Origin of the sequence: Streptomyces sp. NPDC001796 (genome assembly GCF_042892355.1) — a bacterium.
In the GTDB taxonomy this organism is placed as follows: domain Bacteria; phylum Actinomycetota; class Actinomycetes; order Streptomycetales; family Streptomycetaceae; genus Streptomyces.
In genome coordinates this window covers 141,700-168,127 of the sequence record NZ_JBIAUC010000004.1, presented here as the reverse complement: position 1 = coordinate 168,127, position 26,428 = coordinate 141,700, and the positions used below count along the sequence as shown (strand labels likewise).

The 26,428-nt window shown below is 71.8% G+C and carries 25 protein-coding genes; 11 read left to right on the top strand and 14 right to left on the bottom strand.

Translation table 11 applies throughout. From position 1 onward, the window contains the following. Positions 1-87: 87 nt before the first annotated feature. From ACFYZE_RS10365 to ACFYZE_RS10355, 3 genes are all read right to left on the bottom strand, one after another. The gene (locus tag ACFYZE_RS10365; protein WP_388990840.1) at positions 88-1,197 is read right to left on the bottom strand and encodes an ATP-binding protein; all 1,110 of its coding nucleotides are present in this window, start codon (positions 1,195-1,197) and stop codon (positions 88-90) included. Continuing rightward, on the bottom strand, positions 1,194-1,931 hold the full coding sequence (locus ACFYZE_RS10360) for a response regulator transcription factor (protein WP_388990838.1): 738 nt from the start codon (positions 1,929-1,931) through the stop codon (positions 1,194-1,196). Before ACFYZE_RS10360 ends, ACFYZE_RS10365 begins: the two co-directional genes overlap by 4 nt. 112 nt (positions 1,932-2,043) lie before the next feature. After that, entirely contained in the window at positions 2,044-2,730 is a 687-nt protein-coding gene (locus tag ACFYZE_RS10355) for a spermidine synthase (RefSeq protein ID WP_388990836.1), read from the bottom strand. A gap of 234 nt (positions 2,731-2,964) precedes the next feature. Between ACFYZE_RS10355 and ACFYZE_RS10350 the strand changes: the two genes are divergently transcribed. The 3 genes from ACFYZE_RS10350 (at position 2,965) to ACFYZE_RS10340 (ending at position 7,132) form a co-directional block, all read left to right on the top strand. Continuing rightward, entirely contained in the window at positions 2,965-3,744 is a 780-nt protein-coding gene (locus ACFYZE_RS10350) for a rhomboid-like protein (RefSeq protein WP_388990834.1), read from the top strand. A 289-nt stretch (positions 3,745-4,033) separates the two neighbouring features. Then, complete coding sequence (gene lon, locus ACFYZE_RS10345; RefSeq protein WP_388990832.1) at positions 4,034-6,451, top strand: endopeptidase La; 2,418 nt, start codon at positions 4,034-4,036, stop codon at positions 6,449-6,451. A 168-nt stretch (positions 6,452-6,619) separates the two neighbouring features. Next, the gene (locus tag ACFYZE_RS10340; RefSeq protein WP_388990830.1) at positions 6,620-7,132 is read left to right on the top strand and encodes a MarR family winged helix-turn-helix transcriptional regulator; all 513 of its coding nucleotides are present in this window, start codon (positions 6,620-6,622) and stop codon (positions 7,130-7,132) included. Between the two features lie 69 nt (positions 7,133-7,201). Here the strand turns inward: ACFYZE_RS10340 and ACFYZE_RS10335 are convergent, their stop codons facing one another. Further along, on the bottom strand, positions 7,202-7,990 hold the full coding sequence (locus ACFYZE_RS10335; protein WP_388990829.1) for a protein phosphatase 2C domain-containing protein: 789 nt from the start codon (positions 7,988-7,990) through the stop codon (positions 7,202-7,204). A gap of 373 nt (positions 7,991-8,363) precedes the next feature. Here ACFYZE_RS10335 and ACFYZE_RS10330 point away from each other — a divergent pair, with 373 nt between their 5' ends. Genes ACFYZE_RS10330 through ACFYZE_RS10310 form a run of 5 tightly spaced genes read left to right on the top strand, consistent with a single transcriptional unit; the run spans position 8,364 to position 14,133 of the window. Then, a complete protein-coding gene (locus tag ACFYZE_RS10330) occupies positions 8,364-11,336 on the top strand; it encodes a nitrate- and nitrite sensing domain-containing protein (RefSeq protein ID WP_388990827.1) in 2,973 nt (990 codons plus the stop codon). After that, on the top strand, positions 11,333-11,836 hold the full coding sequence (locus ACFYZE_RS10325) for a roadblock/LC7 domain-containing protein (protein ID WP_388990825.1): 504 nt from the start codon (positions 11,333-11,335) through the stop codon (positions 11,834-11,836). Before ACFYZE_RS10330 ends, ACFYZE_RS10325 begins: the two co-directional genes overlap by 4 nt. Beyond that, positions 11,833-12,237: a DUF742 domain-containing protein gene (locus ACFYZE_RS10320; protein WP_388990823.1), complete on the top strand. Its 405-nt coding sequence runs from the start codon at positions 11,833-11,835 to the stop codon at positions 12,235-12,237. Before ACFYZE_RS10325 ends, ACFYZE_RS10320 begins: the two co-directional genes overlap by 4 nt. Continuing rightward, a complete protein-coding gene (locus ACFYZE_RS10315) occupies positions 12,218-12,856 on the top strand; it encodes an ATP/GTP-binding protein (protein WP_388990821.1) in 639 nt (212 codons plus the stop codon). The genes ACFYZE_RS10320 and ACFYZE_RS10315 overlap by 20 nt, the downstream gene beginning before the upstream one ends. 23 nt (positions 12,857-12,879) lie before the next feature. Continuing rightward, positions 12,880-14,133 carry a styrene monooxygenase/indole monooxygenase family protein gene (locus ACFYZE_RS10310; protein WP_388990819.1) on the top strand — a complete coding sequence of 418 codons (1,254 nt, stop codon included), beginning with the start codon at positions 12,880-12,882 and terminating at the stop codon, positions 14,131-14,133. On the opposite strand, the gene ACFYZE_RS10305 is transcribed toward ACFYZE_RS10310, so the two are convergent. The 4 genes from ACFYZE_RS10305 to ACFYZE_RS10290 all read right to left on the bottom strand — a co-directional run bounded on the left by ACFYZE_RS10305 (position 14,106) and on the right by ACFYZE_RS10290 (position 17,425). After that, complete coding sequence (locus ACFYZE_RS10305; protein WP_388990817.1) at positions 14,106-15,155, bottom strand: hypothetical protein; 1,050 nt, start codon at positions 15,153-15,155, stop codon at positions 14,106-14,108. The genes ACFYZE_RS10310 and ACFYZE_RS10305 overlap by 28 nt on opposite strands. Before the next feature lie 102 nt (positions 15,156-15,257). Then, positions 15,258-15,572 (bottom strand): hypothetical protein, encoded by a 315-nt coding sequence (locus ACFYZE_RS10300; RefSeq protein WP_388990815.1) that lies wholly within the window; start codon positions 15,570-15,572, stop codon positions 15,258-15,260. A gap of 10 nt (positions 15,573-15,582) precedes the next feature. Beyond that, positions 15,583-16,308 (bottom strand): TetR/AcrR family transcriptional regulator, encoded by a 726-nt coding sequence (locus ACFYZE_RS10295; RefSeq protein WP_388990814.1) that lies wholly within the window; start codon positions 16,306-16,308, stop codon positions 15,583-15,585. Between the two features lie 187 nt (positions 16,309-16,495). Next, entirely contained in the window at positions 16,496-17,425 is a 930-nt protein-coding gene (locus tag ACFYZE_RS10290; RefSeq protein ID WP_388990812.1) for a diiron oxygenase, read from the bottom strand. A gap of 137 nt (positions 17,426-17,562) precedes the next feature. Between ACFYZE_RS10290 and ACFYZE_RS10285 the strand changes: the two genes are divergently transcribed. Together ACFYZE_RS10285 and ACFYZE_RS10280 are read left to right on the top strand one after the other, a co-directional pair. After that, the gene (locus tag ACFYZE_RS10285) at positions 17,563-18,675 is read left to right on the top strand and encodes a ferritin-like domain-containing protein (protein ID WP_388990810.1); all 1,113 of its coding nucleotides are present in this window, start codon (positions 17,563-17,565) and stop codon (positions 18,673-18,675) included. A gap of 81 nt (positions 18,676-18,756) precedes the next feature. Beyond that, complete coding sequence (locus tag ACFYZE_RS10280; RefSeq protein ID WP_388990808.1) at positions 18,757-19,395, top strand: Uma2 family endonuclease; 639 nt, start codon at positions 18,757-18,759, stop codon at positions 19,393-19,395. Here ACFYZE_RS10280 and ACFYZE_RS10275 read toward each other — a convergent pair. Genes ACFYZE_RS10275 through ACFYZE_RS10250 form a run of 6 tightly spaced genes read right to left on the bottom strand, consistent with a single transcriptional unit; the run spans position 19,340 to position 25,461 of the window. Continuing rightward, complete coding sequence (locus ACFYZE_RS10275) at positions 19,340-19,828, bottom strand: DUF3291 domain-containing protein (RefSeq protein ID WP_388990806.1); 489 nt, start codon at positions 19,826-19,828, stop codon at positions 19,340-19,342. The two genes, ACFYZE_RS10280 and ACFYZE_RS10275, sit on opposite strands and share 56 nt — an antisense overlap. 59 nt (positions 19,829-19,887) lie before the next feature. After that, complete coding sequence (locus tag ACFYZE_RS10270) at positions 19,888-21,363, bottom strand: penicillin-binding transpeptidase domain-containing protein (protein WP_388990805.1); 1,476 nt, start codon at positions 21,361-21,363, stop codon at positions 19,888-19,890. After that, positions 21,360-22,733: an FtsW/RodA/SpoVE family cell cycle protein gene (locus tag ACFYZE_RS10265; RefSeq protein WP_388990804.1), complete on the bottom strand. Its 1,374-nt coding sequence runs from the start codon at positions 22,731-22,733 to the stop codon at positions 21,360-21,362. Before ACFYZE_RS10265 ends, ACFYZE_RS10270 begins: the two co-directional genes overlap by 4 nt. A gap of 50 nt (positions 22,734-22,783) precedes the next feature. Then, complete coding sequence (locus tag ACFYZE_RS10260; protein WP_388990803.1) at positions 22,784-24,064, bottom strand: ATP-binding protein; 1,281 nt, start codon at positions 24,062-24,064, stop codon at positions 22,784-22,786. Then, positions 24,061-24,894 carry a hypothetical protein gene (locus tag ACFYZE_RS10255; protein ID WP_388990802.1) on the bottom strand — a complete coding sequence of 278 codons (834 nt, stop codon included), beginning with the start codon at positions 24,892-24,894 and terminating at the stop codon, positions 24,061-24,063. The genes ACFYZE_RS10260 and ACFYZE_RS10255 overlap by 4 nt, the downstream gene beginning before the upstream one ends. 60 nt (positions 24,895-24,954) lie before the next feature. Continuing rightward, positions 24,955-25,461, bottom strand: a complete 507-nt coding sequence (locus tag ACFYZE_RS10250) for a dual specificity protein phosphatase family protein (protein ID WP_388990801.1) — start codon at positions 25,459-25,461, stop codon at positions 24,955-24,957. Positions 25,462-25,558: 97 nt separating this feature from the next. On the opposite strand from ACFYZE_RS10250, the gene ACFYZE_RS10245 reads away from it, so the two are divergent. Beyond that, a complete protein-coding gene (locus tag ACFYZE_RS10245; RefSeq protein WP_388990800.1) occupies positions 25,559-26,362 on the top strand; it encodes a nuclease-related domain-containing protein in 804 nt (267 codons plus the stop codon). Positions 26,363-26,428: the final 66 nt, after the last annotated feature.

Here is a 26,428-nt window from a genome sequence, read left to right as displayed (position 1 = left end):
GCGGGGAGTGCGCGGGCCTCTGCCTGATCACACGTGTCCGGCTGCGCGGACGGACGTGGATCTTGTTGCTCCGCTTCGAACTTTACGTCAACTTGGCAGAGATGGCTCTCCCGGAAGGGTGACCTGGATCCGGCAGCCGCGCGGGGATTCGGCCACACCGATCCGGCCACCGTGCAGATCCACCGCCCAGCGGGCGATCGCCAGGCCGAGGCCCGTGCCGCCGTCGCTGCCGGGCCCGTGCGGCCGGTTCACGGCGCCGCGGTTGAAGCGCTCGAAGACCCGGTGCCACTCCGACCGGGGGATGCCGGGGCCCTCGTCGAGCACCTCCAGCACCAGGGAGTCCGGTGCGGGGCCGCGCCGGGCCTTCACCGTGACGCGGCCGTGCGGCGGGCTGTGCTTGACGGCGTTGTCGATCAGGTTGGCGACGACCTGGTGGATCCGCTCCGGGTCCGCGTGCGCGGTCAGCTCCGGCGGGGAGACGTCGAGGTGCAGATGGACGTCCGTACGGGTGTGGCTGCCGGAGCCCGAGGCGATGCCCGCGCGCGCGGAGGACACCATCTGGGCCTCCTTGAGGACGCCCGAGAGGTACGGCCACACCTCGAAGCGACGTTTCTTCAGCGGAACGACGCCGTTGTCCAGGCGGGAGAGGTCCAGCAGCGTCTCCACCAGGCGTCCGAGGCGCTCGGTCTGCTTCAGAGCCGTGCGCATGGTCTCCGGGTCGGCTTCGGTGACCCCGTCGACGATGTTCTCCAGCACCGCGCGCAGCCCGGCGATGGGCGTGCGCAGCTCGTGCGAGACGTTCGCGACCAGCTCCTTGCGCTGACTGTCCTGGGCCTCCAGCTCGTCGGCCATCAGGTTGATCGTCTGGGCCAGGTCACCCAGCTCGTCCCTGCGGTTGTCGCGCACACGACGGCTGTAGTCGCCGTGCGAGATGGACCGGGCCACCGCGTTCATCTCGTCCAGCGGGGCGGTGAGCGAGTGCGCCACGAACTGCGTGATCAGCAGGGTGGCGATCATCGAGAACACCGTGATGAACCGCAGCTCGGTGGCGGTACGCACCGCGATCATCAGCAGGCCCGTGGTGATGAACACCGAGATGACGACCAGCGCGCCCAGCTTGGTCTTGATCGAGAACGGACGTACGCCGCCCCAGGGCTGCCCGGGGCTCCTCCGCGCGGCCGACCGCCCGTCGCTCATGGCGTCGGGGTCTCCAGGGCGTAGCCCACGCCGTGCACCGTCCGGATGCGCTCCGCGCCGATCTTCCGCCGCAGCGCCTTGATGTGGCTGTCCACGGTGCGGGTGCCGGAGGCGTCCGCCCAGTCCCACACCTCCGCGAGCAACTGCTCACGGGAGAGCACGGCGCGTGGCGTGTTGGCCAGGCACACCAGCAGATCGAACTCGGTGGGCGTCAGATGGACGTCCTCGCTGCGAACCCGCACCCGGCGCTGTGCGTGGTCGATCTCCAGTTCGCCGAGGCGCAGTATGCCGGTGCGCGGGGTCGAGGCGGCCAGCGCCGCCCGCTCCACCCGGCGCAGCAGCACGTGCACGCGCGCGGCCAGCTCCCGCATCGAGAACGGCTTGGTCATGTAGTCGTCGGCGCCGACACCGAGCCCGACCAGCATGTCGGTCTCGTCGTCGCGCGCGGTGAGCATCAGCACCGGCACCGGGCGCTGGGCCTGCACGCGTCGGCAGACCTCCAGGCCGTCGAAGCCCGGCAGCATGATGTCGAGGATCAGCAGGTCGGGCTGCCAGGCCTCCGCCGTGTCGACCGCCGCCGGACCGTCACCTGCCGTTTGCACGAGGAATCCCTCCGCGCGCAGACGGGTGGCGATGGCGTCGACGATCGTCTGGTCGTCCTCGACCACCAGGACGCGCCGCTGAGCGCCCGGGGTCGCCGTCGTGCCGTTGTGGGAGGTGTGTGTCTGCTCCATCGCCCGCCCCTGGGGTTGCTTTCCGGAATCCGTGGGGTGATCCCATGACTGCGTTTGACGCTTGAATGATCCGCGTCAGGGATGCAGCGTACGGGGAGTTACCGCCGGTCGGCTATCCAGGTCCGATCGCGAGGTGCACGACGTCGGGAACGCCCCGGGCAACGGGGACCTCTTCGGTACGCACCTGCCGGAACCCGGCATTCCTAAGGGTTCCTTCAAATTCCGGAGAAGGCTCGGCCGACCAGACCGCGAGCACACCGCCGGGTTTCAACACCCTTGCGCAGCTTGTGAGTCCGTGCGTCGAGTAGAGGCTTCCGTTGTCGTCCGTGACCGTCCACGCGGGGCCGTTGTCGATGTCCAGGCAGAGGGCGTCGTACGTGTCGGATGTCTCATTGACGTGGGCGACGAGGTCGGCCTCCACGATGTGGGTGCGCGGATCGGCGAGCGCGTCGGCGGACAGCGTGGACAGGGGGCCGTCGAGGTGCCAGTCGATGACGGCGCGTTCGCGTTCGACGACGGTGATGCGTCCCCAGCGGGGGTCGGCCGCGGCGTGCGCGAGCGAGAAACCGACGCCGAGTCCGCCGATCAGCACGCTCGGGTCCGGGCGGCCGTCCAGGGCGTTCGACGCGGCCTGCACCAGCAGCCGTTCCGAGCGTCCGTCGGAGGTGTCCATCAGGAAGCAGCCGTTGGCGATGATCTGCAGCAGCTCACCGTGGCGCCGCAGCACGACCTCGCCGTGCGGTCCCTCGCGACGGTCCAGGACCACCGGGGTCTCGTGGGTGTCGTACGGATGAGGCATGAACAACATTCTGGTGACCGGCGGTGCGGGGGACGACGGATTTTCTCCGGCGATCGAACTGGTTTTCCCGCAGGGGTCGAACGGAGCGCCGATGCCGCCGGCAGCCGCGCGCGGTCGGCCCGGACGCCGGAAACAGCTGGGAAGTTGCTATGAATCGCGTCTCGGGTGGCGTCGGTCATAGACAGCGACCGGCGCGGCGCGAAGGGTGGAGCGTGACGGAAGGAGCGCCGCACCTTGGAACGTACGGTCTCGGCGGCTGACGCCGTGCTCACGCCCCCCGAGACGGGCGCGCCGCTTCTGGACGGCATGCCGCGCCAGCGCACGGCGCCGCAGCCCGTCGCGCCCCCGGCTGCGCTCCCGGTGCCGTGGACGGCACCGCGCCTGGTGTCGCTGCTGCCGGGCCCCAAGCGGGCGCCGTTCACTTTCGGCTACGCCGCCCTGCTGCTGGTGACCTCGCTGTTCGCCCAGTTCGCCGACCCGTCGCTGATGGACGCCCTGTACCAGGGATCCAGCACGGACGTCGCGCATCTGATGCGCAGTCCGGCGGTGGTGCTGCTGACCAGCGCGCTGTGGATCGCGGGCGGGGTGATGTCGTACTACACGCTCGTCTTCCTGGTCGTGCTGACGGCGCTGGAGCGGCGGATAGGCGGCGCGCGCACGGCGGTCGTCTTCCTGCTCGGGCACGTTCTCGCGACGCTGGGCACCGAGGTCCCGGTCGGCCTCGCGGTGCTGGCGGGCCATCTGCCGGACAGTTCGCTGCACCGCCTCGACTACGGCATCAGCTTCGGCGTGGCGGCGAGCCTGGGCGCGCTGACGGGATTGCTGCGGCCGTGGCTGCGCTGGACCGTGCTGATCATGTTCACCGCGCTACTCCTCCAGGACCTGGCCGAGTTCACGGACCCGCTGAGCAACTGGGGTCATCTGCTGGCGCTGACGGTCGGCATCGCGACCTGGCCGCTGGTACGGCGCTGGGCCCGGACCGGCGCCGAAGCCGAGGTGGCGCCGGCTCGGTAACTCCGGCCTCCGCCCGGCGGTTCCGTTGTCACGCGCCCCTCAGGCGGCGCCGTCGTAGGTTCCGCTCGCGGACGCCGTCCCGGGCTCTCGCCGTGATCCGTCCCGGCCTCTCGCGGTGATCCGTCCCGGCCTCTGCCGGTGATCTTCCCCCCTTCCCCCGGCGCCGATCCGGGCCTGGTCACAGCACTCGCAGCAACTGATCGCTGACAGCGAACAAGGGTCGGGGAACAATCGAATCCTCTCGTGCATTGAGTCTGCACAGCTCAACTTGACTGCCGAAGGGGAGATCATGGCTTCGACGTCCTCACCGCTCACCCTGCCTGTGCTGCCGCTCGACGGCGAGGTTGTGCTGCCCGGCATGGTGGTCCCGCTGGACCTGAGCGACTCCGAGGTCCGCGCGGCGGTGGAGGCCGCCCAGGCGGCCGCCCGTTCCGAGCCCGGAAAGCCGAGGGTCCTGCTCGTTCCACGCATCGACGGCACCTACGCCGCCACCGGTGTCCTCGGCACCGTCGAGCAGGTCGGCCGGCTCGCGGACGGCGACCCGGGCGCCCTCATCCGCGGCCTGGGACGGGTGAAGATCGGTGCGGGCACCACCGGACCCGGCGCGGCACTCTGGGTCGAGGGAACACGCATCGACGAGACGGTTCCCGACCCGCTGCCCGGCCACGTCACCGAACTCGTCAAGGAGTACAAGGCCCTCGCCGCCAGCTGGCTGAAGAAGCGCGGCGCCTGGCAGGTCGTCGACCGCGTCCAGGCCATCGACGACGTCTCAGCGCTCGCCGACAACTCCGGCTACTCGCCCTTCCTGACCACCGAACAGAAGGTCGCACTCCTGGAGACCACCGACCCGGTGGCCCGGCTGAAGCTCGCCACCCAGCAGCTCCGCGACCACCTCGCCGAGCAGGAGGTCGCCGAGTCCATCGCCAAGGACGTCCAGGAGGGCGTCGACAAGCAGCAGCGCGAGTTCCTGCTGCGCCGCCAGCTCGAAGCCGTCCGCAAGGAGCTGCGCGAGCTCAACGGCGACACTAAGGAGGGTGAGGAGTCCGACGACTACCGCGCCCGCGTGGAGGCCGCCGACCTGCCCGAGAAGGTCCGTGAGGCCGCGCTCAAGGAGGTCGACAAGCTCGAGCGCACCAGCGACCAGTCCCCCGAGGGCTCCTGGATCCGCACCTGGCTCGACACCGTGCTGGAGATGCCCTGGAACGAGCGCACGGAGGACGCGTACGACATCCGCGGCGCCAGGGGCGTCCTGGACGCCGAGCACGCGGGCCTGGAGGACGTGAAGGAGCGCATCACCGAGTACCTCGCGGTGCGCAAGCGGCGCTCCGACCGGGGTCTCGGCGTCGTGGGCGGCCGCCGCGGCGGCGCCGTGCTGGCGCTCGTCGGCCCGCCCGGCGTCGGCAAGACCAGCCTGGGCGAGTCCGTCGCGCACGCCATGGGCCGCAAGTTCGTCCGCGTCGCCCTCGGCGGCGTCCGCGACGAGGCCGAGATCCGCGGCCACCGCCGTACGTACGTCGGCGCCCTGCCCGGCCGTATCGTCCGCGCCATCAAGGAGGCCGGTTCCATGAACCCGGTCGTCCTGCTGGACGAGATCGACAAGGTGGGCTCCGACTTCCGCGGCGACCCGGCCGCGGCCCTGCTGGAAGTCCTGGACCCGGCGCAGAACCACACCTTCCGCGACCACTACCTGGAGGTCGAACTCGACCTGTCGGACGTGGTGTTCCTCGCCACGGCCAACGTCCTGGAGGCCATCCCGGAGGCGCTCGCCGACCGCATGGACATCGTCCGCCTGGACGGCTACACCGAGGACGAGAAGGTCGTCATCGCCCGTGACCACCTGCTCCCGCGCCAGCTGGAGCGGGCCGGTCTGGACAAGGACGAGGTCACGATCGACGAGGCCGCGCTGCGCAAGCTCGCCGGCGAGTACACCCGCGAGGCGGGCGTGCGCACCCTGGAGCGGTCCATCGCGCGGCTGCTGCGCAAGGTCACGGCCCAGCACGAACTCGGCGAGCGGGAGCTGCCGTTCACCGTCCGGGACGAGGACCTGCGCGGGCTGCTCGGGCGCCCGCACCACGTGCCCGAGTCCGCCCAGGACCCGGCCGAGCGGCGCACCGCGGTCCCCGGTGTGGCGACCGGCCTCGCGGTCACCGGCGCGGGCGGAGACGTCCTGTACGTGGAGGCGTCGCTGGCCGACCCGGAGACGGGCGCGGCGGGCCTGACCCTGACCGGTCAGCTCGGCGACGTGATGAAGGAGTCCGCGCAGATCGCCCTCAGCTTCCTGCGCTCCCACGGCGCCGAACTGGAACTGCCCGTCGGCGACCTGAAGGACCGGGGCGTGCACATCCACTTCCCGGCGGGCGCGGTCCCCAAGGACGGTCCGAGCGCGGGCATCACGATGACGACCGCGCTGGCCTCGCTGCTGTCGGGCCGGCTGGTCCGCACGGACGTGGCGATGACCGGTGAGGTCTCGCTCACCGGCCGGGTCCTGCCGATCGGCGGGGTGAAGCAGAAGCTGCTCGCCGCGCACCGGGCGGGGGTCACCACGGTGATCATCCCCAAGCGCAACGAGCCCGACCTGGACGACGTCCCGGCGGAGGTGCTGGACAAGCTCGACGTCCACGCCGTCACGGACGTCCGCCAGGTGCTCGAGCTGGCGCTGGCGCCCGCCACGAGCGACGCCACGCCGGAGGTTCCGGTGGCGGCGTGACGGACGCTGCCGGATGAGGGAAGGCCCGGGTTTCGTGAGGGAGGCCCGGGCCTTCGCCATGGACCGGTGCTGCCGTTGGTCTACGCCTGCGAAATACTGGCGCAGCTGCGGCGACGGCGACCTACGGCGGAAACTTAGAGGAACGGGACAGCGGACCAGGTGACTGACGTGCACGAGGACGGAAACGGCGAGCGGCGTCCGGTGGACCCGGGCGCGTCGGCGGAGGGTGCGGACCGGGCCGGTGGCGTGAACCAGGAGTTCCTGGCGCTGGAGCGCGAGCTGACCGTGTTCCTGCGGCGCGCCCGCGCCAACGCCGGCCAGATGGCCCGGGAGGTCCACCCGGACCTGGAGTCCGCCGCGTACGGGCTCCTCGTACGGCTGGACGAGTGCGGCCGCCAGCGCGCCACGGAACTCGCCGCCTACATCGGTGTCGGCAAGGCCACGATGTCCCGCCAGCTGCGCGCCCTGGAGGAGTTGGGTCTGGTCGCCCGGGAGCCCGACCCGGCCGACGGCCGCGCCTGGCTCGTGCACCTCACGGAGGAGGGCCACCGGCGCGTCGGCCTCGTCCGCGAGGCCCGCCGCGCCCGCTATGTGAGCCAGCTCGCCCACTGGGACCCGCGCGAGGTGGCGGAGCTGGCACGGCTGCTGCACCAGTTGAACCTGGGCATGGACAAGCAGTAGCCGTAGGGGTGGCGGGAGCCCCACGAGGGCGCCGGCCCTGAGGGGAGGCAGGCCTACGGGGCACGACCCCTACGGCTCCACGTACACCACCGTCGCGTCGTCGTGCGTCTTGCTGCGGCCGAGGTACGCCCGTTCCTCACGGTCGGCGCTCTCCAGCGCCCGTACGCGCTCCACCAGCGCCGCCGCGCCCTCCTTGCGGACGACCGTGAACAGATCCGTCCAGTCGCCCTGGCGGAACTTCTCCATCCAGCGCGTCGCCCCGTCCGTCAGGCCCAGCAGGGCGCGCACCCGCCCGCGCGGCAGTTCCCCGGTGACGGCGCGGGCCGCGACCGAGGGGTCCGCGGCCGCCGTGAAGAAGCCGCCCTCCTTGTTGCGGACCGTCGCGTCCACCAGCGCGTCCGTGGCCAGCGCCGCGCGCGGGAGGCGGGCGAGGCGGTTGTCCAGGAGGGCGGTGACCGTGCCGTCGGGGGCCTCGACGAGGAGCGCCGAGTCCGACAGGACGAGGTACTCCACCGCGGCATCGGACCAGCGGGCGAGGACCACGGTCGCCTGGGGTGTCCGCGGGTGAGAAAGCTCACAGGTGGCGGAGTGGGTGTCGGCGGTGCGGAGAACGGCCTCCGCCAGGACCTCCGGCAGTGTCAGATTCCTGTGTGAAACAGACAGTTCGGTCAGCAGGCCGCCCAGACGCGCACAGAACCAGGGGACGGAATGCAGACAGCCGTCGTCGCCGGCCGGCGGGGTCACCCCGTCCAGGACGACCAGCGCCCCGCCCTGTCCCGAGGCCGGTAGCGCGAGCGCGGCGAAGTCCTCGTTCGGGTGCTTCGCATCGCCGGGTTCGGACGTCAGCTCAATACGCATCCAGCCAGTCTGCACGAGGTCTTCACAAGGTCCACGAAAGGCTGTCAACGGTCGCCGGATCGACGCGAGCGCGCAGGTCAGCCGCCTGGTTTGGTACGGAATAATCGCTTCCGGTGAAGCGTGGCGGCGAATATTGCCAAAGTGCGCCGCAGACGTCCAACCGGCCCACCGCGCAAGACCTCCGCACGCGCCAGAGGAACTTGCCCGCCAACTCCCCACCGATGTTCACTCCTTCGGGTGGCGGGTCAGGCGAAGCCGGACCTCTGCTCACCGGCACTGGGAGGGTCGGAAGCCGTCGTACCGGGTCGGCATTCCCGTTGACGGAACGTCACCCCGGGCCCATGGGTACACGAGTGAGGAAGTGCGAGCACCGGTGCAGAAGACGCGGCCTCGGAGCACAGGCAAGCAGACGGCCCCCGCGCAGGGGGCCTCGTCCGAGTCCGCGGGCCACGGCCGCCCCGCCCATGTGCGCAATCGGCTGATCGTCGCCGTCGCCGTGGTCGCCGCCGCCGTCGTCGGGGCAGGGGCGCCGAGCGTCGTCGCCGCCTCCGGGCAGCTGCACGACTCCCAGAACCTGGTCACGCTCGCCGAGCAGACCCAGGACGCGCTCGTCCTCGCCCACTCGCTGGCCGACGAACGGGACGAGGTCACCTCGTACGTGGCCGCCGGGCGCCCCGGGTCCAAGGCGCCCGCCGAGCAGCAGCAGGCCCGCGTCGACCGGGAGATCGAAGACCTGCGCGCCAACCCGGACCTCTCCGCCGGACTGCGCAAGGACCTCGACGACGTGGCCGCGGTACGGCGAGCGGCGCTCACCGGAAAGAGCACCGCTCTCCAGGCGCATCAGGCGTACTCCGACGCCATCACCGAGCTGCACGCGCTCGCCGAGCAGCTTGCCGAACAGATTCCGCCGCGCGCGGGCTCCGGCGCCCACTCCCTCGCCGAGCTCGACACCGCCGTGCAGCAGGCCGCCGCCGCCCGCGGACTGCTCCTCGCGGCCCTGAACATCCCGCACACCACCCGGACCGTCATCAGCCCGGTCACCGGCCTGCCGACCACCACCAGCACCTCCTCGGACGCCGACACCAAGCAGCGCGACGCGCTCACCGCCGCCGCCCAGCAGGCCGCCGTCCGCTCCGACGCGGCGATCGCCGGCTTCCGCGACACCGCGCCCGCCGCGGCCAAGTCCTCCTACGACTCCACGGTCACCGGCCCCGAGGTGTCCTCCGCCGAGAAGTACCTCGCCTCCCTCACCGACCAGCCCACCCTCTCCGACAGCGACCTCGACCTGAGCACCAAGAAGGTCGACGCCGCGCTGTCCGCCCGCGTCGACCTGATGCGCGGCGTCGAGTCCTCCCTCTACGAGGCCCGCAGCAAGGACCTCGCCCAGCTGCGCGACGACGACGTGACCGCGCTGGAGATCCGCATCGCCGTCCTCGGCGCCATCCTGCTGGTCGCCGTCGGCATCGCCATGGCCATGGCCCGCAGCCTCACCCGCCCGCTCGCCGTGCTCCGCCTCGGCACCGCGCGCGTGGCCGCCGACCCGGCCGGCGAGGAACCGGTGAAGTTCACCGGCCGAAACGACGAGTTCGCGCAGGTCGTCCGCTCCGTCAACGCCCTGCACGCGCACGCCGTCGCCCTCCAGGACCGCCTTTCGACCCTGGAGGCCGACCGCAGGCACCTCGTCGGCCAGCGGCAGACCATGGCCGACGAGCGCGAGAGGCTGCGCGCCGAACTCGCCCAGGCCGCCGCCCACCTGCAGCAGGTCCGGCACAGCATCCACTCCACCTTCGTCAACCTCGCCCTGCGCACTCTCGGCCTGGTCGAGCGCCAGCTGACCGTCATCGAGGGCCTGGAGGAGCGGGAGCACGACCCGGAGCGGCTGTCCACGCTGTTCAAGCTCGACCACTTCGCCACGGTCATGCGCCGCCACAGCGAGAACCTCCTCGTCCTGGCCGGCGCCGAGCACGTCCAGCAGCACGCCGGGCCGGTGCCGCTCGTCGACGTGGTGCGCGCCGCCGTCAGCGAGATCGAGCGCTACGAGCGCGTCCGTATCGCCGCGCTGCCCCCGCACGCGCACGTCGCCGGGTTCGCCGCCGACGACCTGTCGCACCTGGTGGCCGAACTCCTGGAGAACGCCACCTCGTTCTCGCCGCCCGACGTCCCCGTCGAGATCTCCGGCTGGCTCCTGGAGAGCGGCGAGGTGATGCTCTCCGTGCAGGACGAGGGCATCGGCATGGCCGCCGAGCGGATGAGCCGGCTCAATGCCCGGCTCGCCGACTTCGACCCGGAGGACTCCTACGACCAGGAGAGCGGCGAGGGCCTCGGGCTCGGCCTGTACGTGGTGGCCCGCCTCGCCCACCGGCACGGGGTGCGGGTGCAGCTGCGGGAGCAGAAGCAGGGCGGCATCGCGGCCGTCGTGGTCCTGCCGAGGCCGCTGCTCGCCGAGGCGCCGGCCGCGGCGGTACCCGCCGGGGCCCCGATGGCCGGGGGCGTGCCCTCCTTCTCGCTGCCGGGCGCGGACGCGGAGGTCAACTCCAACGTCCTCAGCGGCCGTGCACGGCTCGCGCCGGGGAGGCCCGGGGGCGACGAGGACCCTCTGATCACGGCGGCGGAGGAGGCTGTACGGGAGCGGGAGCAGAGCGAGCAGCGGCAGGAGCCCGCGCACGCCGAGGAACCCGTGGGGGACGACTGGGGCGCACCGCGAGCCGAACCCGTACGGGACGACTGGGGCGCACCGCACGCCGAGTCCGTTCGCGAGCCCGCCGGCCCCGAGCCCGCCGCCGAGCCCGAGTACGGTCCCGAGACCACGATGGAGCTGTTCCTTCCGTCGCCCCGCGTGGAGCCGTCGCCCCGTGCGGAGGAACCCGCAGCGCCCGCCGACATCCCCGCTCAGGCGGCGGCCGACCCCTACGCCATCGGCCCGGAGAGCCACGAGCGCACCGTGGACGAGGGCGAGCCGCGCCCCGCCGCGCAGGCGCCCCGCAGCCCCGCGCCGGAGCCGCCCGCGCCGGACGCGCTACAGGACCCCGAGGAGCCTCAGGAACCCGAGACCCCCCGGCTCACCGCCAAGGGGCTCCCCAAGCGCACCCCCAAGATCTCCGCGCCCGCGCCGGCCCCGCGGCCGCGCGCCGGCGGTGTGGACGCCGAGGCGCTGCGCCGCAGGCTCGGCGGGTTCCACCGGGGAGCCAAGGAGGGTTTCCGCCACGTCGAGGCGGAGATCGCCGAGCGGACGGGGGAGACCAAGGCACCCGGGCGCCGGCCCACGGCCTCACCTCAGCACGCGACACCCGGCACCGCACAGGACGTTGAATCATCGGGGGGCACAGTCGAGGAGGCAAGCAGTTGACCGCGTCCAGTATCTTCGGACTGAGCAGGGAAGCCCGCAACCTGCACTGGCTGCTGACCAACCTGGTGGAGGAGGTGCCCGGCATCCTGTCGGTCGCGGTGGTCTCTTCCGACGGCCTGCTCCTGCTCTCGTCCGACCCCGGCCGGGTGGCGGATGCCCGCGCCGGCCGCGACGGAAGGCCCAGCGGCCCCAAGGGGTCCGCCGCCGACCTCGCCACCATCGTCTCCGGCATCGGCAGCCTCACCATCGGCGCCGCCAAGCTGATGGACGCCGGCCGGGTCAAGCACACGATGGTCGCGATGGACGAGGGCAGCCTGTTCGTCATGTCCATCAGCGACGGCTCGCTGCTCGGCGTGCACGGCTCCGCGGACTGCGACATGAGCGTGGTGGCGTACCACATGGCGCTCTTCGTCGGCCGCGCCGGACACGTCCTGACGCCCGAACTCCGCAGTGAGCTGCGCAGGTCCCTCGAGGCCGAGTCGGCAGGGAGCGCCCGATGAGCCGGACACAGAAGAAACTGCCCGTCCGCGGCGGCGAGCGCAAACCCGCCCGCGTACGCCCCTACTCCCTCACCGGAGGCCGTACCCGCTTCGGCCACGTCCTGCTCGTCGAGACCTTCGTCGCCGCCCTGGACGCCCCCGAGGAACGGCGGGAACTGACGAATGGTTCACTGTCCACCCGCGTGATGCCGGAGATGCGGGCCATCGTCGAACTGTGCCGCCGTATGCGCACGGTGGCGGAGATCGCGGCACTGCTGAAGATGCCGCTCGGGGTGGTCCGCGTGCTCCTGAGCGACCTCGCGGACCAGGGAAAGATCCGTGTGTACGGAACCGGTCACGGCACGGGAGCGCCGGACCGCGCTCTGCTGGAAAGGGTGCTGAGTGGACTCCGTCGTCTCTGACGCCGCCCCGGGCGTCGACCGACTCGTCGAGCGCGACGAGGAACTGAAGGCCTGGCAGACGGACCGTACGCGTGCCCCGATAGCCACGAAGATCGTGGTGGCGGGCGGCTTCGGCGTCGGCAAGACCACCCTGGTGAGCGCCGTCTCGGAGATCACGCCCCTGCAGACCGAGGCGCTGATGACCGAGGCCAGTGAGGAGACCGACGACCTCACCGGCACCCCGGACAAGCTCACCACCACCGTGGCCATGGACTTCGGCCGCATCACGCTCGACGACGACCTGGTGCTCTATCTCTTCGGCACACCGGGCCAGCAGCGGTTCTGGTTCATGTGGGACGACCTGGTGCGCGGCGCGATCGGAGCGGTCGTCATGGCCGACACCCGGCGGCTCGCGGACTGCTTCCCGGCGCTCGACTACTTCGAGAGCAGCGGCCTTCCGTACATGGTCGCCGTCAACCACTTCGACGGCAGTGAGCGGTTCGAACCCGAAGACGTGCGCGAGGCCCTCACCATTCCCGCACACATACCTGTCATGATCATGGACGCGCGCCGCCGGATCTCGGTGATCGAGACCCTCCTGGCCCTCGTCGGCCACGCGCTGGACGTCACCCCCGAGTAGTCCCCCTTAGGAGCACCACCCGCATGCGGAAGATACTCGTCGTCGGAGCCGGCCAGTCCGGACTCCAGCTCGCCCTCGGCCTCCAGTCGCACGGGTACGAGGTCACCCTGATGTCCAACCGGACCGCGGACGAGATCCGTACCGGCCGGGTCATGTCGACGCAGTGCATGTTCGACACGGCGCTGCAGCACGAGCGCGACCTGAAGCTGAACTTCTGGGAGTCCCAGGCCCCGAAGATCGAAGGACTCGGCGTGTCCGTCGCCGCTCCCGGCTCGTTCGACCCGGGCCCGTCGCAGCGCGCGATCGACTGGGTGGCGAAGCTCGACGGGTACGCGCAGTCGGTCGACCAGCGGCTGAAGATGGCCGGCTGGATGGAGACGTTCGCGCAGCGCGGCGGCCAGCTCGTCATCCACGGCGCGGCGGTCTCCGACCTCGATTACTTCTCCCGCACGTACGACCTGGTGCTGGTGTCGGCCGGCAAGGGCGAGCTGGTGTCGATGTTCGCCCGGGACCCGGAGCGGTCCCCCTACAGCGAGCCGCAGCGCGCGCTCGCCGTGTCGTACGTCCACGGCCTCGGGCCGCGCCCCGAGCACCCGGACTTCGACGCGGTCCGCTGCAACCTGGTCCCGGGCGTCGGCGAGCTGTTCGTCATGCCGACGCTCACCACCTCCGGCCGCGCGGACATCCTGTTCTGGGAGGGCATACCCGGCGGCCCGCTCGACGTCTTCAAGGGCGTCAAGGACCCCGGCGAGCACCTCTCCCTGACCCTGGAACTCATGGAGAAGTTCACGCCCTGGGAGTACGCGCGGGCCACCAAGGTCGAGCTGACCGACGCGGGCGGCACACTGGCCGGGCGGTACGCGCCCACCGTGCGCAAGCCGATCGGACGGCTGCCCGGCGGCGGACTGGTGCTCGGCGTCGCCGACGTGGTCGTGGCGAACGACCCGATCACCGGGCAGGGCTCCAACTCGGCGTCCAAGTGCGCGGCCGCGTATCTGGCCTCGATCCTCGAACACGGGGACAAGGAATTCGACGAGGCGTGGATGCAGCAGACGTTCGACCGCTACTGGGAGACGGCGCGCCACGTGACCAAGTGGACGAACGCGATGCTGGGCGTGCCGCCGGAGCACGTGCTGAACCTGATCGGAGCGGCGGGGGCCATGCCGCCGGTGGCGCACCGGATCGCCAACGGGTTCAACGACCCCTCGGACTTCGAGAACTTCTTCTACGAGCCGGAGAAGGCCGAGGCCTACCTGGCGTCGGTGGCCGGCGCCTGACCTGACGCCTCCGGGCGCACGGTGCCGGACGCCGTCGGCCCCTCGGCCGTCGGCGTCCGCGCCGCGTCGGGCACACCGGAGGCCGGGGCCGTCTGCTGGGCCGCCGCGGCCGTGTCCTGCTCGTACCGGGCCAGGGCGGCCAGTTGTTCGGGAGTGAGGGAGGCGAGCCGCTTCTCGATGTCCTTCAGCCGCTGTTCGACGTCGTCCCGCGCCTTCTTCTGCTGGTCGGTGAGGGTGAGCTGGTCGTCCAGCGCCTTACGGGCCGCGCGGGCGACGGCGTCGGCGCTCCTCTCGGCGTAGGTCAGCTGGTTCACGGTCGCGGCCCGCTCCCGCGTCAACTGGCCGATCAGATGGCCTTCGTCGAGCGCGTGCTGCGGGTCGCGGGCGAACAGCAGGCGTACGTACGGGGAGAGGGACGTGCTGCCTTGGTACTGCTGCCGGGCCAGCCGGCCGGCCGCGACGCGGCTGCTCTGCAGGTCGAGCCGGGTCCTGGCGAGCCGCCCGTCGAGCCGGGCCACCTCCGCCTGGCGCTGCTTGAGCTTCTCGGTGGTGGCGTTGTAGGCATCGGTGGCCTGCTCCGCCGAACGGTAGAGCTGCTGAAGGTCGGTCAGGAGCTGCGCGACGGGCGGGGTGCTCGGCTGGGGTGTGGTGGTGGGGGCGGGGTCCGGTCGGGCCGTGGTGCTGAGGCTCGGGTCCGGTCGGGCCGCGTCACTGAAGGTCGGGTCCGGTCGGGCCGTGGTGCTGAGGCTCGGGTCCGGTTCGGCCGTGGCGCTGTGGGTCGGGTCCGGTTGGGCCGTGGTGCTGGGAGTCACGTCCGGTTCGGGCGTCGTGCTCGGCCGTGTGTCCGGCTCGGCGGTGGTGCTCGGCGCGGGGTCCGGCTGGGCCGTGGCGCTGGGCAGGGGGTCCGGCTGGGCCGTGGCGCTGGGCGCGGGGTCCGGGTCGGCGATCGCCGGCGCGGCGGCGAGCAGGGCCCACGTGGTCATCGCCGCCGTACCAGCCAGGCGCCGCAACCTTTCTGACATGTCATCACCTCCGCATGCCGGGTGGTCCCTCCACCTCGCACCGGCAGGATGAGACGGGTGCGGCCCGTGCGCGCGCCGAGTGGTCGGTTCGGCGCAGCGAGGTCACTCGTGGGCGGTGTCCGGGGCGTCTCCCGGCGTGGCGCCCGGCGTCCGGCGCGGCTTCGGCCACGGCCACCGCAGACGGCCGCCGGTGTCCCCCTCCGGGTCGTACTCGTACTTCCAGCCCGGGTGGAGACCGAACCTGCCGCTCGGGCCCGCCTGGACGCGACGGTAGACGAGGACGGTGGGCGGACCGCCGGCCGCGTCCGGGACCGGCACGCGGTACGTCTTCGGGGGGTGACCGGTGAGGCCGAGCAGGACGGGCAGGACGCGCCCGTCCAGGGGGCCGCCGACGAACGGGGTGTCTTGGCTCTTCACGCAACCAGTGTCACAGCAGGTGACCGGCGTCGCCGAGCACGGGCAGGACGCGCCGGGCCAGGGCGCCGACCGGGCCCTCGGCGCTCTCCAGGGCCAGCGCGGAGCGGACCACGGCGGCGGTCTGCGCATCACGTGCCGCGGTGGCGACCAGTCCGGCCACGAACTGGTCCACCAGCCAGTCCCGCAACTCCTCGACCGGGGGCTGCTTGTCCTGGTCGAGCCATATGAGGGAGGCGGCCTCGACGGAGGTGATCCACATGCGTACGGTCATCCGCAGCCCGGGGCCGGGGTCCTCGACGCGGAGGTGGCTGAGGATGTGCTCGGCCGCGGCCCGGCGCACGCCGTCGACTATGGCGGTGGTGCGGGACGTCTCGACCACGCTGCCGCCCTGGAGCAGGGCGCTGAAACCGGCGTCGTGCCGGGCGACGAAGGCGAGGTAGCGGTCGAGGGCGCGGCCGAGGCGGTGGCTGAGCGGGCCCTCGGGGGGTTCTGCGAAGCACTGCCGCAGGTCGTCGGCGGCGGAGCGGAGTGCGGCCTCGTAGAGCTGCTGCTTGCCGCCGGGGAAGTAGCGGTAGACGAGGGGGCGGGAGACGCCGGCCGCCTCCGCCACGTCGTCGAGGGAGACCTCCTCGGGGGCGCGGTGCGCGAAGAGGGTGAGCGCGGCGTCGAGGAGTTGCCTGCGGCGTTCTTCCACGCTGAGCCTTCGGTACGCGCGCGTGGTGGCCTCGGAGGTCATGTTCGCAGCGTAATCGTGTTGCCGGGAGGACGAGGCACCCGGAGCCGCAGCGGCCGTGCGGGGGGCCGCGCCCCCGGACCCCATCGGCCTGAACGGCCTCGTCCTCAATCTCCCCCACTCTCGGCTCCGCTCGAGCGGGGGGACCCCCACGAGGGGCTGAGAATGCAGACCCGAAGCGGAGACGTACTCATGCCAGCAACCCCGACGACCTCCACAGCCGTCGGCCCACACCCCTGAGCACCCCGATGTCGTCCAGGAAGTCCGTCAGCCTCTTCGCTCCCGTCTGCATGACCTCCCGGCGGTGGCCGCTCGCCCTCACCTGGGCCATCGCCTCGCGCTTGTCCAGGCCCACGTTCGTGTAGACCTCCGGGTTCACGAAGGCCACCGAGAACACGCGTGCGAACTCGCCGGACGTGATGCGGGTGAACTCCTGCGACCACCGCGGGGCGGTCAGCATCTGGCGGCGCAGTTCCTCGCGGGCGTAACGGACGTGGCGGGCCTCCTCGACCACATGGATACGGGTGACCCCGCGGATCAGGGGCTGCACCCGCTCGTCGGGGAACGTCAGCCGCTGCATCCAGTCCAGGACCTCCTCGCCCAGCAGAGTGGCCGTGAAGGAGCCCGGCGTCGTCGAGACCGTCTTGAAGACGCGGCCCAGGTTCTGGTGCGCCCGGCTCACCGGGTACCAGGGCGTGTCGCCGTGCGCGATCAGCCGGGCGAACATCTTCGAGTGCCGGCACTCGTCCTCGATCTCGGTCAGCGCGTACCGCACGTGCGCGCTCGTCGCCGCCTTGTCGTAGATGTGCCGGACGAGCAGCTGCATCAGGATGATCTCGAACCAGATGCCGAGGGAGGCGAGCGCCGCGGCCTCGTGCTGGGAGAGCCGGATCCGCTGTTCCTCGCTCATCCGCCGCCACAGCGGTGTGTCGTACAGCGACACCAGCTCCGGGGGCCAGAACCACTTTCCTTCCTCGTAGGGCGCGTCCCAGTCCAGTTCCTCGTCCGGGTCGAAGGAGTGTCTGGCTGAGGAGGCGAGAAGCCGCTCCGCCACCTGCTCCCGGTCCTTGAGCAGTCCGAGCGCGTCGCGCAGCACGTCTGTTTCCGTCACGGTCGTCATCGCTGTGCCCACCATCTCGTCGTACGGGCCGCCTGTTACCCGCGGTCACCGTCTTATGAGACTGCTTGTCAGCAAGGTCGTCAATCCCTTGCGTTCCACTTGTTGACGCGGCGTCTACCTCATGTGAGCGTGTGCTCATGCCGACGTTTGAGCTGTACGCCAAGGAGCCGGAGGAACCCCTCTGGCAGGTGCCCGCGAGTGGCGCGGCCCGCTTCAGCTGGGAGTACGACGACGGGCGCGACCGGCTGCTGGCCCTGTACCAGAAGGGCAAGGACAAGCAGTGGGACGGGCAGAAGCGGATCGACTGGGACCTGGAGGTGGACCCCTACGACCCGCTCGGCACACCTGACGAGGCGATGACCCTGTACGGGACGCCCTACTGGGCGAAGATGACCGACAAGGACAAGGGCGAGCTGCGCAAGCACTACGCCTCCTGGCAGTTCAGCCAGTTCCTGCACGGCGAGCAGGGCGCGATGGTGTGCGCGGCGCGGATCGTGGAGTCGGTCCCCGACATGGACGCCAAGTTCTACTCGGCGACCCAGACGATGGACGAGGCGCGGCACGCGGAGATCTACGGCCGCTTCCTGCACGAGAAGATCGGGATGCTCTACCCGATCAACGACAACCTCCAGGCGCTCCTCGGAGACACCCTGCGGGACAGTCGCTGGGACATGCCGTACCTCGGCATGCAGGTCCTCATCGAGGGCCTGGCGCTCGCCGCCTTCGGCATGATCCGCGACACGACGGACAAGCCGCTGCCCAAGCAGATCCTCGCGTACGTCATGCAGGACGAGGCCCGGCACGTGGCGTTCGGCCGCATGGCGCTGCGGGACTACTACAAGCAGCTCACGGACGCCGAACTGCGCGAACGCGAGGAGTTCGTCATCGAGGGCTGCTACCTGATGCGCGACCGGCTGCGCGGCGTGGAGGTGCTGGAGAACTTCGGCATCCCCAAGGCCGAGGCGGAGGCGTACAGCGAGAATTCCGAGTTCCTCCAGCTGTTCCGCCAGTTGCTGTTCAGCCGCATCGTCCCGTGCGTGAAGGACATCGGCCTGTGGGGCAAGCGCCTCCAGCAGGCCTACGTCGACATGGGCGTCTTCGAGATGGGCGACTCGAACCTGGACCTGCTGATGGCGCAGGACGAGGAGATCGCCGAGAAGCTGGACGTGGAGCGCTTCGCAGCGGAGGAGAGGGAACGGGTCGCCGAGGTGGAGGAGGCGATCGAGGAGGGTCATCGTCTCGGCGGCTGATCACTCGACCGACGGGCGAATCGGCATATTCGTCTGGGTACGCTGGCCGTACCGGGCAGACTCCGCCGCATGGGAGCAATCATGAGCGCCGCACGTGACTACGGTCTGGACGACGACTACGAGTGGGCTCGTCCGCCGGAGGGTGGCTGGACGGCGGACGACCTCGACAAGCTTCCCAATCTTCCTCCGCACACGGAGCTGATCGACGGGAGTCTTGTCTTCGTGAGTCCGCAGACTCGTTTCCATGCACGTGCCATGCTCTTGCTGGTGAACGCTCTTCTGGATCAGGTGCCGGAGGAACTGGACGTCATCCACGAGATGACCATCAAGCTCGACAAGCGCAATCGACCGGAGCCCGACGTCCTGGTTTTCCGTGCGGACGCCGACGCCGGTCCTCGGCAGACCTGGTACCGGCCGGAAGACGTCGTCATCGCTGTCGAGGTCGTCTCGGAGGACTCGGAAGACCGGGACCGGGAGGTGAAACCGCGGAAGTACGCGCGGGCGGGCATCCCGCACTACTGGCGCGTCGAAGAGAACAAGGGTCTTCCGGTGGTGTACGTCTACGAACTCGACCCCGCAACCCAGGCCTACGGCCTGACCGGCATCTTCCACGACAAGCTGGAACTGACCGTCCCCTTCCCTCTCACCATCGACCTGACCGCGATCAACCGCCGCCCACCGGTCGCGCCTCCCTCGGAGGAAACGACGTCCGCAGGGTGAACGCGTACTCCGTCGGCCCGTGCGCGCGGAGGTGAAGCAGCCGCTCCTCCGCCTCCGCCACCGTCGGGCGGTGGCCCGCCGGGACCCACCACAGGGCCGTCACGGCCTCTTCCAGCCGCTCGAACCACTCCCGGCGCCGCGCCAGCATCTCCCGGTGCAGGCCCTGGTACATGAACGCCGTCAGCGCGTCGATGTCGCGCCACATCGTCAGGTTGATGATCAACCACTCGTCCCCGAACACGGGGACGTCCGTGGCGTTGCCCGAGTCGTCCTTCAGCCGCCAGACGAAACCGTCGAAGTCGTCGGCCGCCGCGTTCACGGGGTCCAGCGCCTCCACGAAGTCCTTCAACTGCGGTGAGTCCAGTGGGGCCTTGAGGCGGGCGATGTTGACCTGGGCGAGTTCGTGGGCGGAGTGCGGCTGATCGGTCGTCATGCACCGCACGGTAGGTCGGGGTCACGCCGGGCGACAGCCCCCGTCTCAGTCCCTGGACCTCAACCCCTGCCGTGTGGCCGGGAGTTGAGCACCGCCTCCATCACCGCCTTCGCGATCGGCGCCGCGTCCCCGCCCCCGCTGACCTCCCCCTGCCGGCCCGCCGCGTCCTCCACCACCACCGCGACCGCCACCGCCGGCTCCAGCGCGTCGTCCGCCTGCGCCCAGGAGATGAACCAGGCGTACGGCCTCTCGGAGTTGTCGAGGCCGTGCTGGGCCGTGCCCGTCTTGCCGCCCACTCGGGCGCCGGGGATCGCCGCGTTACGACCCGTGCCCTTCTGCACCACGTCCGTCATCATCTCCCGCAGTTGTTCCGCGGTGGTGGCGCTCATCGCCCGGTGCAGGGTGCGGGGGGTGGCCGTGGAGACCGTCTCGCCGTCCTTGGTCGTCGTGCGTTCCACCAGGTACGGCGCCTTCACATCGCCCCCGCCGGCCACCGTCGCCGCGACCATCGCCATCTGCAGCGGTGTCGCCCGGGTCTCGAACTGCCCGATCGAGGACAGCGCCAGCTGGGAGGCGTCCAGCTTCGCGTCGAACGTGCTCGGCGCCACCGCGAACGGCACCCTCAGCTTCCGCTCGCCGAAGCCGAAGTTCGCCGCCGTGCCCGTCATGTTCTTCAGCCCCACCTCCACGCCCAGCTTGGCGAACACCGTGTTGCACGACCAGGTGAAGGCGTACCGCAGCGACGCGTCCGCGCAGTCGTCGGTCTCGTTGGTCAGCTCGGTCCTCGAGCCGGGCAGCCGGTAGGGGTCGGGGGAGTCCGTCGGCGCGTCGAGGTCCGTCACCACCCCCGCCTCGAGGGCCGCCGCGGCCGTTACCACCTTGAACGTGGAACCGGGCGGATACGTCTGCCGGATCGCCCGGTTGAGCATCGGCCGCGCCGCGTCCCCGTTCAGCCGCTTCCAGGCCCGGGCCACGGACGGCGACGTCCCGGACAGCTCCCCGGGGTCGTACGACGGCGTCGAAACCAGCGCCAGGATCCGCCCCGTCGTCGGGTCGACCGCGGCCACCGCGCCCGCGCGCCCGGCCAGCCCCTGGTACGCCGCCCGCTGCGCCGCCCCGTTCAGCGTGGTGACGACATGGCCGCCGGGGAGGCGCTTCCTCAGGACACCGTTCCACAGCGGAAACGGATCGAGCAGCGGGTCGGTGCCCGACAGCAGCGCGTCCTCGGTGTGCTCCAGCAGCGTCGTCCCGTACACCTGGGAGGCGAAGCCGGTGACCGGCGCGTACAGCGGCCCGTCGGTGTAGGTGCGGGTGTGGCGGAACATGCCGCCCGTGTCCCGGGACCCGGTCACCGGGCGGCCGTCGACGAGGATGTCACCGCGGGGAGCGCCGTAGCGGGCGATCATCTGCCGGCGGTTGGCCGGGTTGTCCCCGTAGCGGGCGGACTCGAGGATCTGCACCCGGGTGGCGTTCGCCAGCAGGGCGATCAGCAGCACCGCGCACAGGGCCGCCGCCCGGCGGATGTACCTGCTCACGATGGGGCCGTCCGGTCGTACTGACTGCGGGCCGAGTCACTGATCCGGATCAGCAGCGCCACGATGATCCAGTTGGTCACCAGCGACGAGCCGCCCTGCGCCAGGAACGGCATCGCCATGCCCGTCAGCGGGATCAGGCCCGTCACCCCGCCCGCGATCACGAACACCTGGAGCGCCACGATCGACGCGAGCCCCACCGCGAGCAGCCGCCCGAACGGGTCCCGCAGCGCCAGCCCCGCCCGATAACCGCGCTCCACCAGCAGCGCGTAGAGCAGGAACAGCGCGCACAGGCCGGCGAAGCCCAGTTCCTCGCCCGCCGTCGCCAGGATGAAGTCCGACTTCACGGCGAAGCCGATCAGCACCGAGTGCCCGAGGCCGAGCCCGGTGCCGAGCGCGCCGCCCGCGGCGAACGCGAACAGCGACTGGGCGAGCTGGCCCGCGCCCTGGCCCGCCTCGATCGACGCGAAGGGGTGCAGCCAGTCCTCGACCCGGGCGTGCACGTGCGGCTCCAGCCGGCCCACGGCGAACGCGCCCGCCGTCGCGAGCAGCAGACCGACCGCGATCCAGCCGGTGCGGCCCGTGGCGACGTACAGCAGGACCACGAACAGCCCGAAGAACAGCAGCGAGGTGCCGAGGTCGCGCTCGAGGACGAGAACGCCGACGCTCAGCAGCCAGATCGCCACCACCGGGCCGAGGACCCGCCCGGTGGGCAGCTGAAGCCGCCACACCCGGCGGCCCGTGAACGCCAGCGCCTGCCGGTTGGCGGCCAGGTACCCGGCGAAGAAGACCGCGAGCAGCAGCTTCGCGAACTCGCCCGGCTGGATGGAGAACCCGGCGACCCGAAGCCAGATCCGGGCGCCGTTCACCGCCGGGAAGAAGATCGGCAGGGTGAGCAGGGCGAGCGCGGCGCCCCCGCACAGGTAGGTGTAGCGCTGGAGCACCCGGTGATGGCGCAGCAGCAGGACGACGGCGATGAACAGCGCCACGCCGAGCGTCGACCAGGACAGCTGGGTGGGGGCCGCCCGGTGGCCCGGGGTCTCCAGGTCGAGACGGTAGATCAGCACCAGTCCCACCCCGTTGAGCAGTACCGCGATGGGCAGCAGCAGGGGATCGGCACAGGGGGCGCGCAGCCGCACCGCACCGTGCCCGAGCAGCGCGAGCGTGCCGAGCCCGGCGCCGTAGCGGAGCGCGCCCGGCGGGAGGGTGCCGTGCCGGGCGAGGCCGACGGCGCAGTAGCCGTACACCGACAGCAGCACGGCGAGGACGATCAGGCCGAACTCGGTTCCCCGGCGCCGGGGCAGGCGCAGCGCGGGGGCGGGGGCGTCCGCCGGCGTCACGGTCCTCGCTCCTGGCGTTCCGGGCGGGATCATGTGCGGAACGTAGCAAGCGGTGAGCGGTATGTCCCGTTATGTGAAGGCAATCAGCCCGATCCGGTACTCCTTGGCGTCTCTGGGAGGGAGAGCGTGGCCATGGCCCCGCCGTCCGGCGCGTTGGCCAACTCCAGCCGGGCGCCCAGCACCTCCGCCTGACCGAGCGCGATCGTCAGCCCCAGGCCGTGCCCCTTCGCGCCGCCCTCGGTGCGGAACCGCTGCGGCCCATGCGCCAGCAGGTACTCCGGATAACCGTCCCCGTGGTCCCGTACGGTGACCCGTGCACCGTCGACCGTCAGCACCACCGGGCCCCGCCCGTGCCGGTGGGCGTTCGCCACCAGATTGCCGAGCACCCGCTCCAGCCGCCGCCGGTCGGTCGCCACGCACGCGTCCCGCACCACCCGGACCTCGACCGGGGGGCCCGATGCCCGCACCACCCGCTGCGCCAGCGGCGCGAGCCTCTCCTCGGCCAGCTCCAGGCGTTCGCCGCCCGCGTCCAGGCGGGAGATCTCCAGCAGGTCCTCGGTGAGCGTGCGCAGCGCCGCCACCCGGTCCCGCACCAGCTCGGTCGGCCGCCCGGGCGGCAGCAGCTCGGCCGCCGCGTGCAGCCCCGTCAGCGGGGTGCGCAGCTCATGCGCCACGTCCGCGGTGAACCGCTGCTCGCTCAGCAGCTTGCCCTGCAGCGTGGCCGCCATCGTGTCCAGGGCGCCCGCGACCGCGGCCACCTCGTCCTGGGGGCGCGCCGGGTTCCTCGCGCGCCGGTCGTTCACACGCGCGTCCAGGTCGCCCGCGCTGATCCGCCGAGCCACCTGCGCGGTGGCCTGCAGCCGCCGGGTCACCCGGGTCACCGCGAACGCACCCACGCACAGCGTCGCGCCGCTCGCCAGCGCCGATGACCACACGATCGCCTCGTCCAGGGCGTCGATGATGCGGGCGCCCTGCGCGTAGTCGACCTGCACGGCGAGCGCCCGTCCGCCGTCGGCCGGGCCCGCAGCCCACATCGTGGGCTGCTGATCGCCGCTCCCGACCATCGTGCCCCGGTACCCGTCCGCCGCCAGTTCCCGCAGCGGCGCCGGCAGTCCCGGCGGGTCGACGCCCGCACCGTGCGGCAGCCGGTCGCCCGCCTCGTACGCCTGCGCCGCCTCCGTCAGCCGGGCCAGCGCCCGGCCGCGGGCCTCGCCGACGGTCCGGTCGGTGACCTGGACGTGGACGAGCACGCCGAGCAGCGCGGCCAGACCACAGCACATGACCGTGATGAACGCGGCCGCCTTCCAGGTCAGCGTGCCGGTCCAGCGCGGCAGCCGGCCGAGCGTGCGGCCGAGGGTCCTCATCGGGCGCTCTCCGACGGGACGGGCCTGGCCGGGGGAGAGGCGGACGGGACGGGCGAGGCCGAGGGAGAGACGGACGGGGCCGGTGCGACCGGCCGACGCGGGGGCGCGGTGCCCACCCGCACGATCTCGTCCCGGGTCGCCAGCATGGCGTGCTGGTGCGGATCCCAGGTCCACTCTGTGCGGAACTCGTAGCCCGGCAGCGTCGACGGCGAGCGGATGATCACCGTCGGCCCCGCCAGCTCCACGCTGATCACGCTGTCCGAGGTGCCCATGACCTGCACCAGCCGGTGGTGCTCGACGGTGTACACGCGCACCGCCAGCTGGCCGTCGGGGAAGCGGATGCCGAGCACCATGTCGTCCTCGCCGTCGCCGGTGAGGTCGCGGTAGTACGCCCGCAGGACCGGGCACTGCCGCCCCAGCGGGCCCGCTGCGCCGCAGTCCTTCAGCCGCTCGCGCGTCTCGGCGTACATGGCGAGCGGGCCGGAGTACGTGTCCGGGTGCGCGGCGACCTCGGCGCGTACGACGTCCAGGGGATCCACCCGCCGGATGTCATCATCCGGAACGGTGATGCCCTTGACGGTCTCGGTGTCCGCCTCGCCGTAGTCCAGGGCGGGCGTGGAGGCGGGCGGCAACTGGGGCCACAGCCGCATCGGGCCGACGGCGGTGGCGGTCGGGCCCGCGCCGCGCAGGGCACCGGAGTCGCCGCAGCCCGCCAGCAGCAGGGCGGCCACGGCGACGCCGAGGGCCGCGCCCACGCGACGGCTGCGGAACGCCGTGCGCACGGGACGGCTGGGGAACGCCGTGCACACGCGACGGCTGCTGGGGCACACGGGGGCGTCCGTCCTTCTTGCTCACCTGATGACCGGTTGTTCTACGACCGGCCAGTGAGGTTACTCCGCGAGTTCCTCCAGGAGGCGGGCGGTGTCCAGGCCCGCCCGCAGGTACTCCACGAACAGCTCGTTGTGCAGCGCCCAGGGCCCGCGTCGGGCGCGGATCATGCGGATCGCCTCCTCGGGGGTGTGCCCGGCCCGGACCAGCGCATGCGCGACGACCAGACCCGAACGGTTGTACCCGTGGTAGCACCGGACGAGCACCCGGCGCCCGTCCTCCAGCGCGTCGTCGGCGGCCTGCGCCAGCCGCATCACACCCGCGAGCTGCGTCCCGTCCAGCGGGCCGTCCGGGATCGGCCACACATGGTGCTCGACGCCGTCGTCAGGCCCGTGCCCGGGCAGCCGCAACAAGGTCAGCACCAGATCGAACTCATCACGTACGACGGCGAACTCCCGCTCCCCGGAGCGCCCCCTGAACTCGTGGCCGCCCATCCACAGACCGGGCACGATCTCGCTCCACGGGCTCTCGGGAGCCGGAACATCGGGTTGCTTTCTGCGGGTCCGCAACGGCGCCTCCCACCGAGTCCCCAACTGCTCACAAAGGTAGCCGGGTTCTTGCCCCCGGAGCACCCCGCCTGTTCCCATGGTCCAGGGGTGATGGCGCATGGACGGACTGCGCGTCGTGCCGACCTGGCGGCACGGACAGGAACGCCTGTACGTGTGCAGCACCGACGGCCGGAACATCGCCTGGTACGACCGGGAGACCGGGCGCGTCAACCTGCTGAGCGAGGACCTGCGCGAGGACGTGCTCGACGCGCTCGGCCCGTTCGTGACGGGCCCGGTGACTGTCGGGCCGCCCCCCGTGCCCACCCCCGCCGAGCTGGCCCGGCTCTCCCTCCACCCGGACGACGACCTGGCACCGAACCGGCCCGGCGAGGCCCTGTTGATCGCCCTGGACCGCGACCCGGGCCCCACCCACCGGCTGCGCCCGGACCCACGGCGCCGGGCGCTCGCCGCCGAGCAGGCGGTCGGTGAGGCGCTGGACGGCCTGGAGGGCGCGGGCTGGCGCACCCTGCACTCGGTGCCGCTGCCCGGTGGAGACCGCATCCACCACCTGGCGATCGGCCCCGGCGGCCTGCTGGCGGTGCACTCCCTCTACGCCCGCAGGCAGCGGGTCCTCGTCGCCGACCCGATGGTGACCGTGGGCCGCCAGGAGGCGCGGCCGCTGCTGCGCCGGGTGAGCGCCGACGCGGACCGGGCGTCGTACGCGCTGACGGCCGAGGTCCACCCGGTCCTGATCGTCACCGAGCCCGCCCGCCTGGAGATCAGGACCCCGCTGCGCAGGGTCCGCGTGCTGAAGGACACGGACCTCCCCGCCCTGGCCCGCTCGGGCGGCATGCTGAAGCCGGCTGACGTGGAGGCGTTGCACGCGATGGCACGGGACCGGCACACGTGGTCCCGGGTGTGACCGTGGGACGACGGCGCATCGCAGGGGCTCGGGGCAGTGGAACCGCTTGGCCCCGGAGCAGTGGAC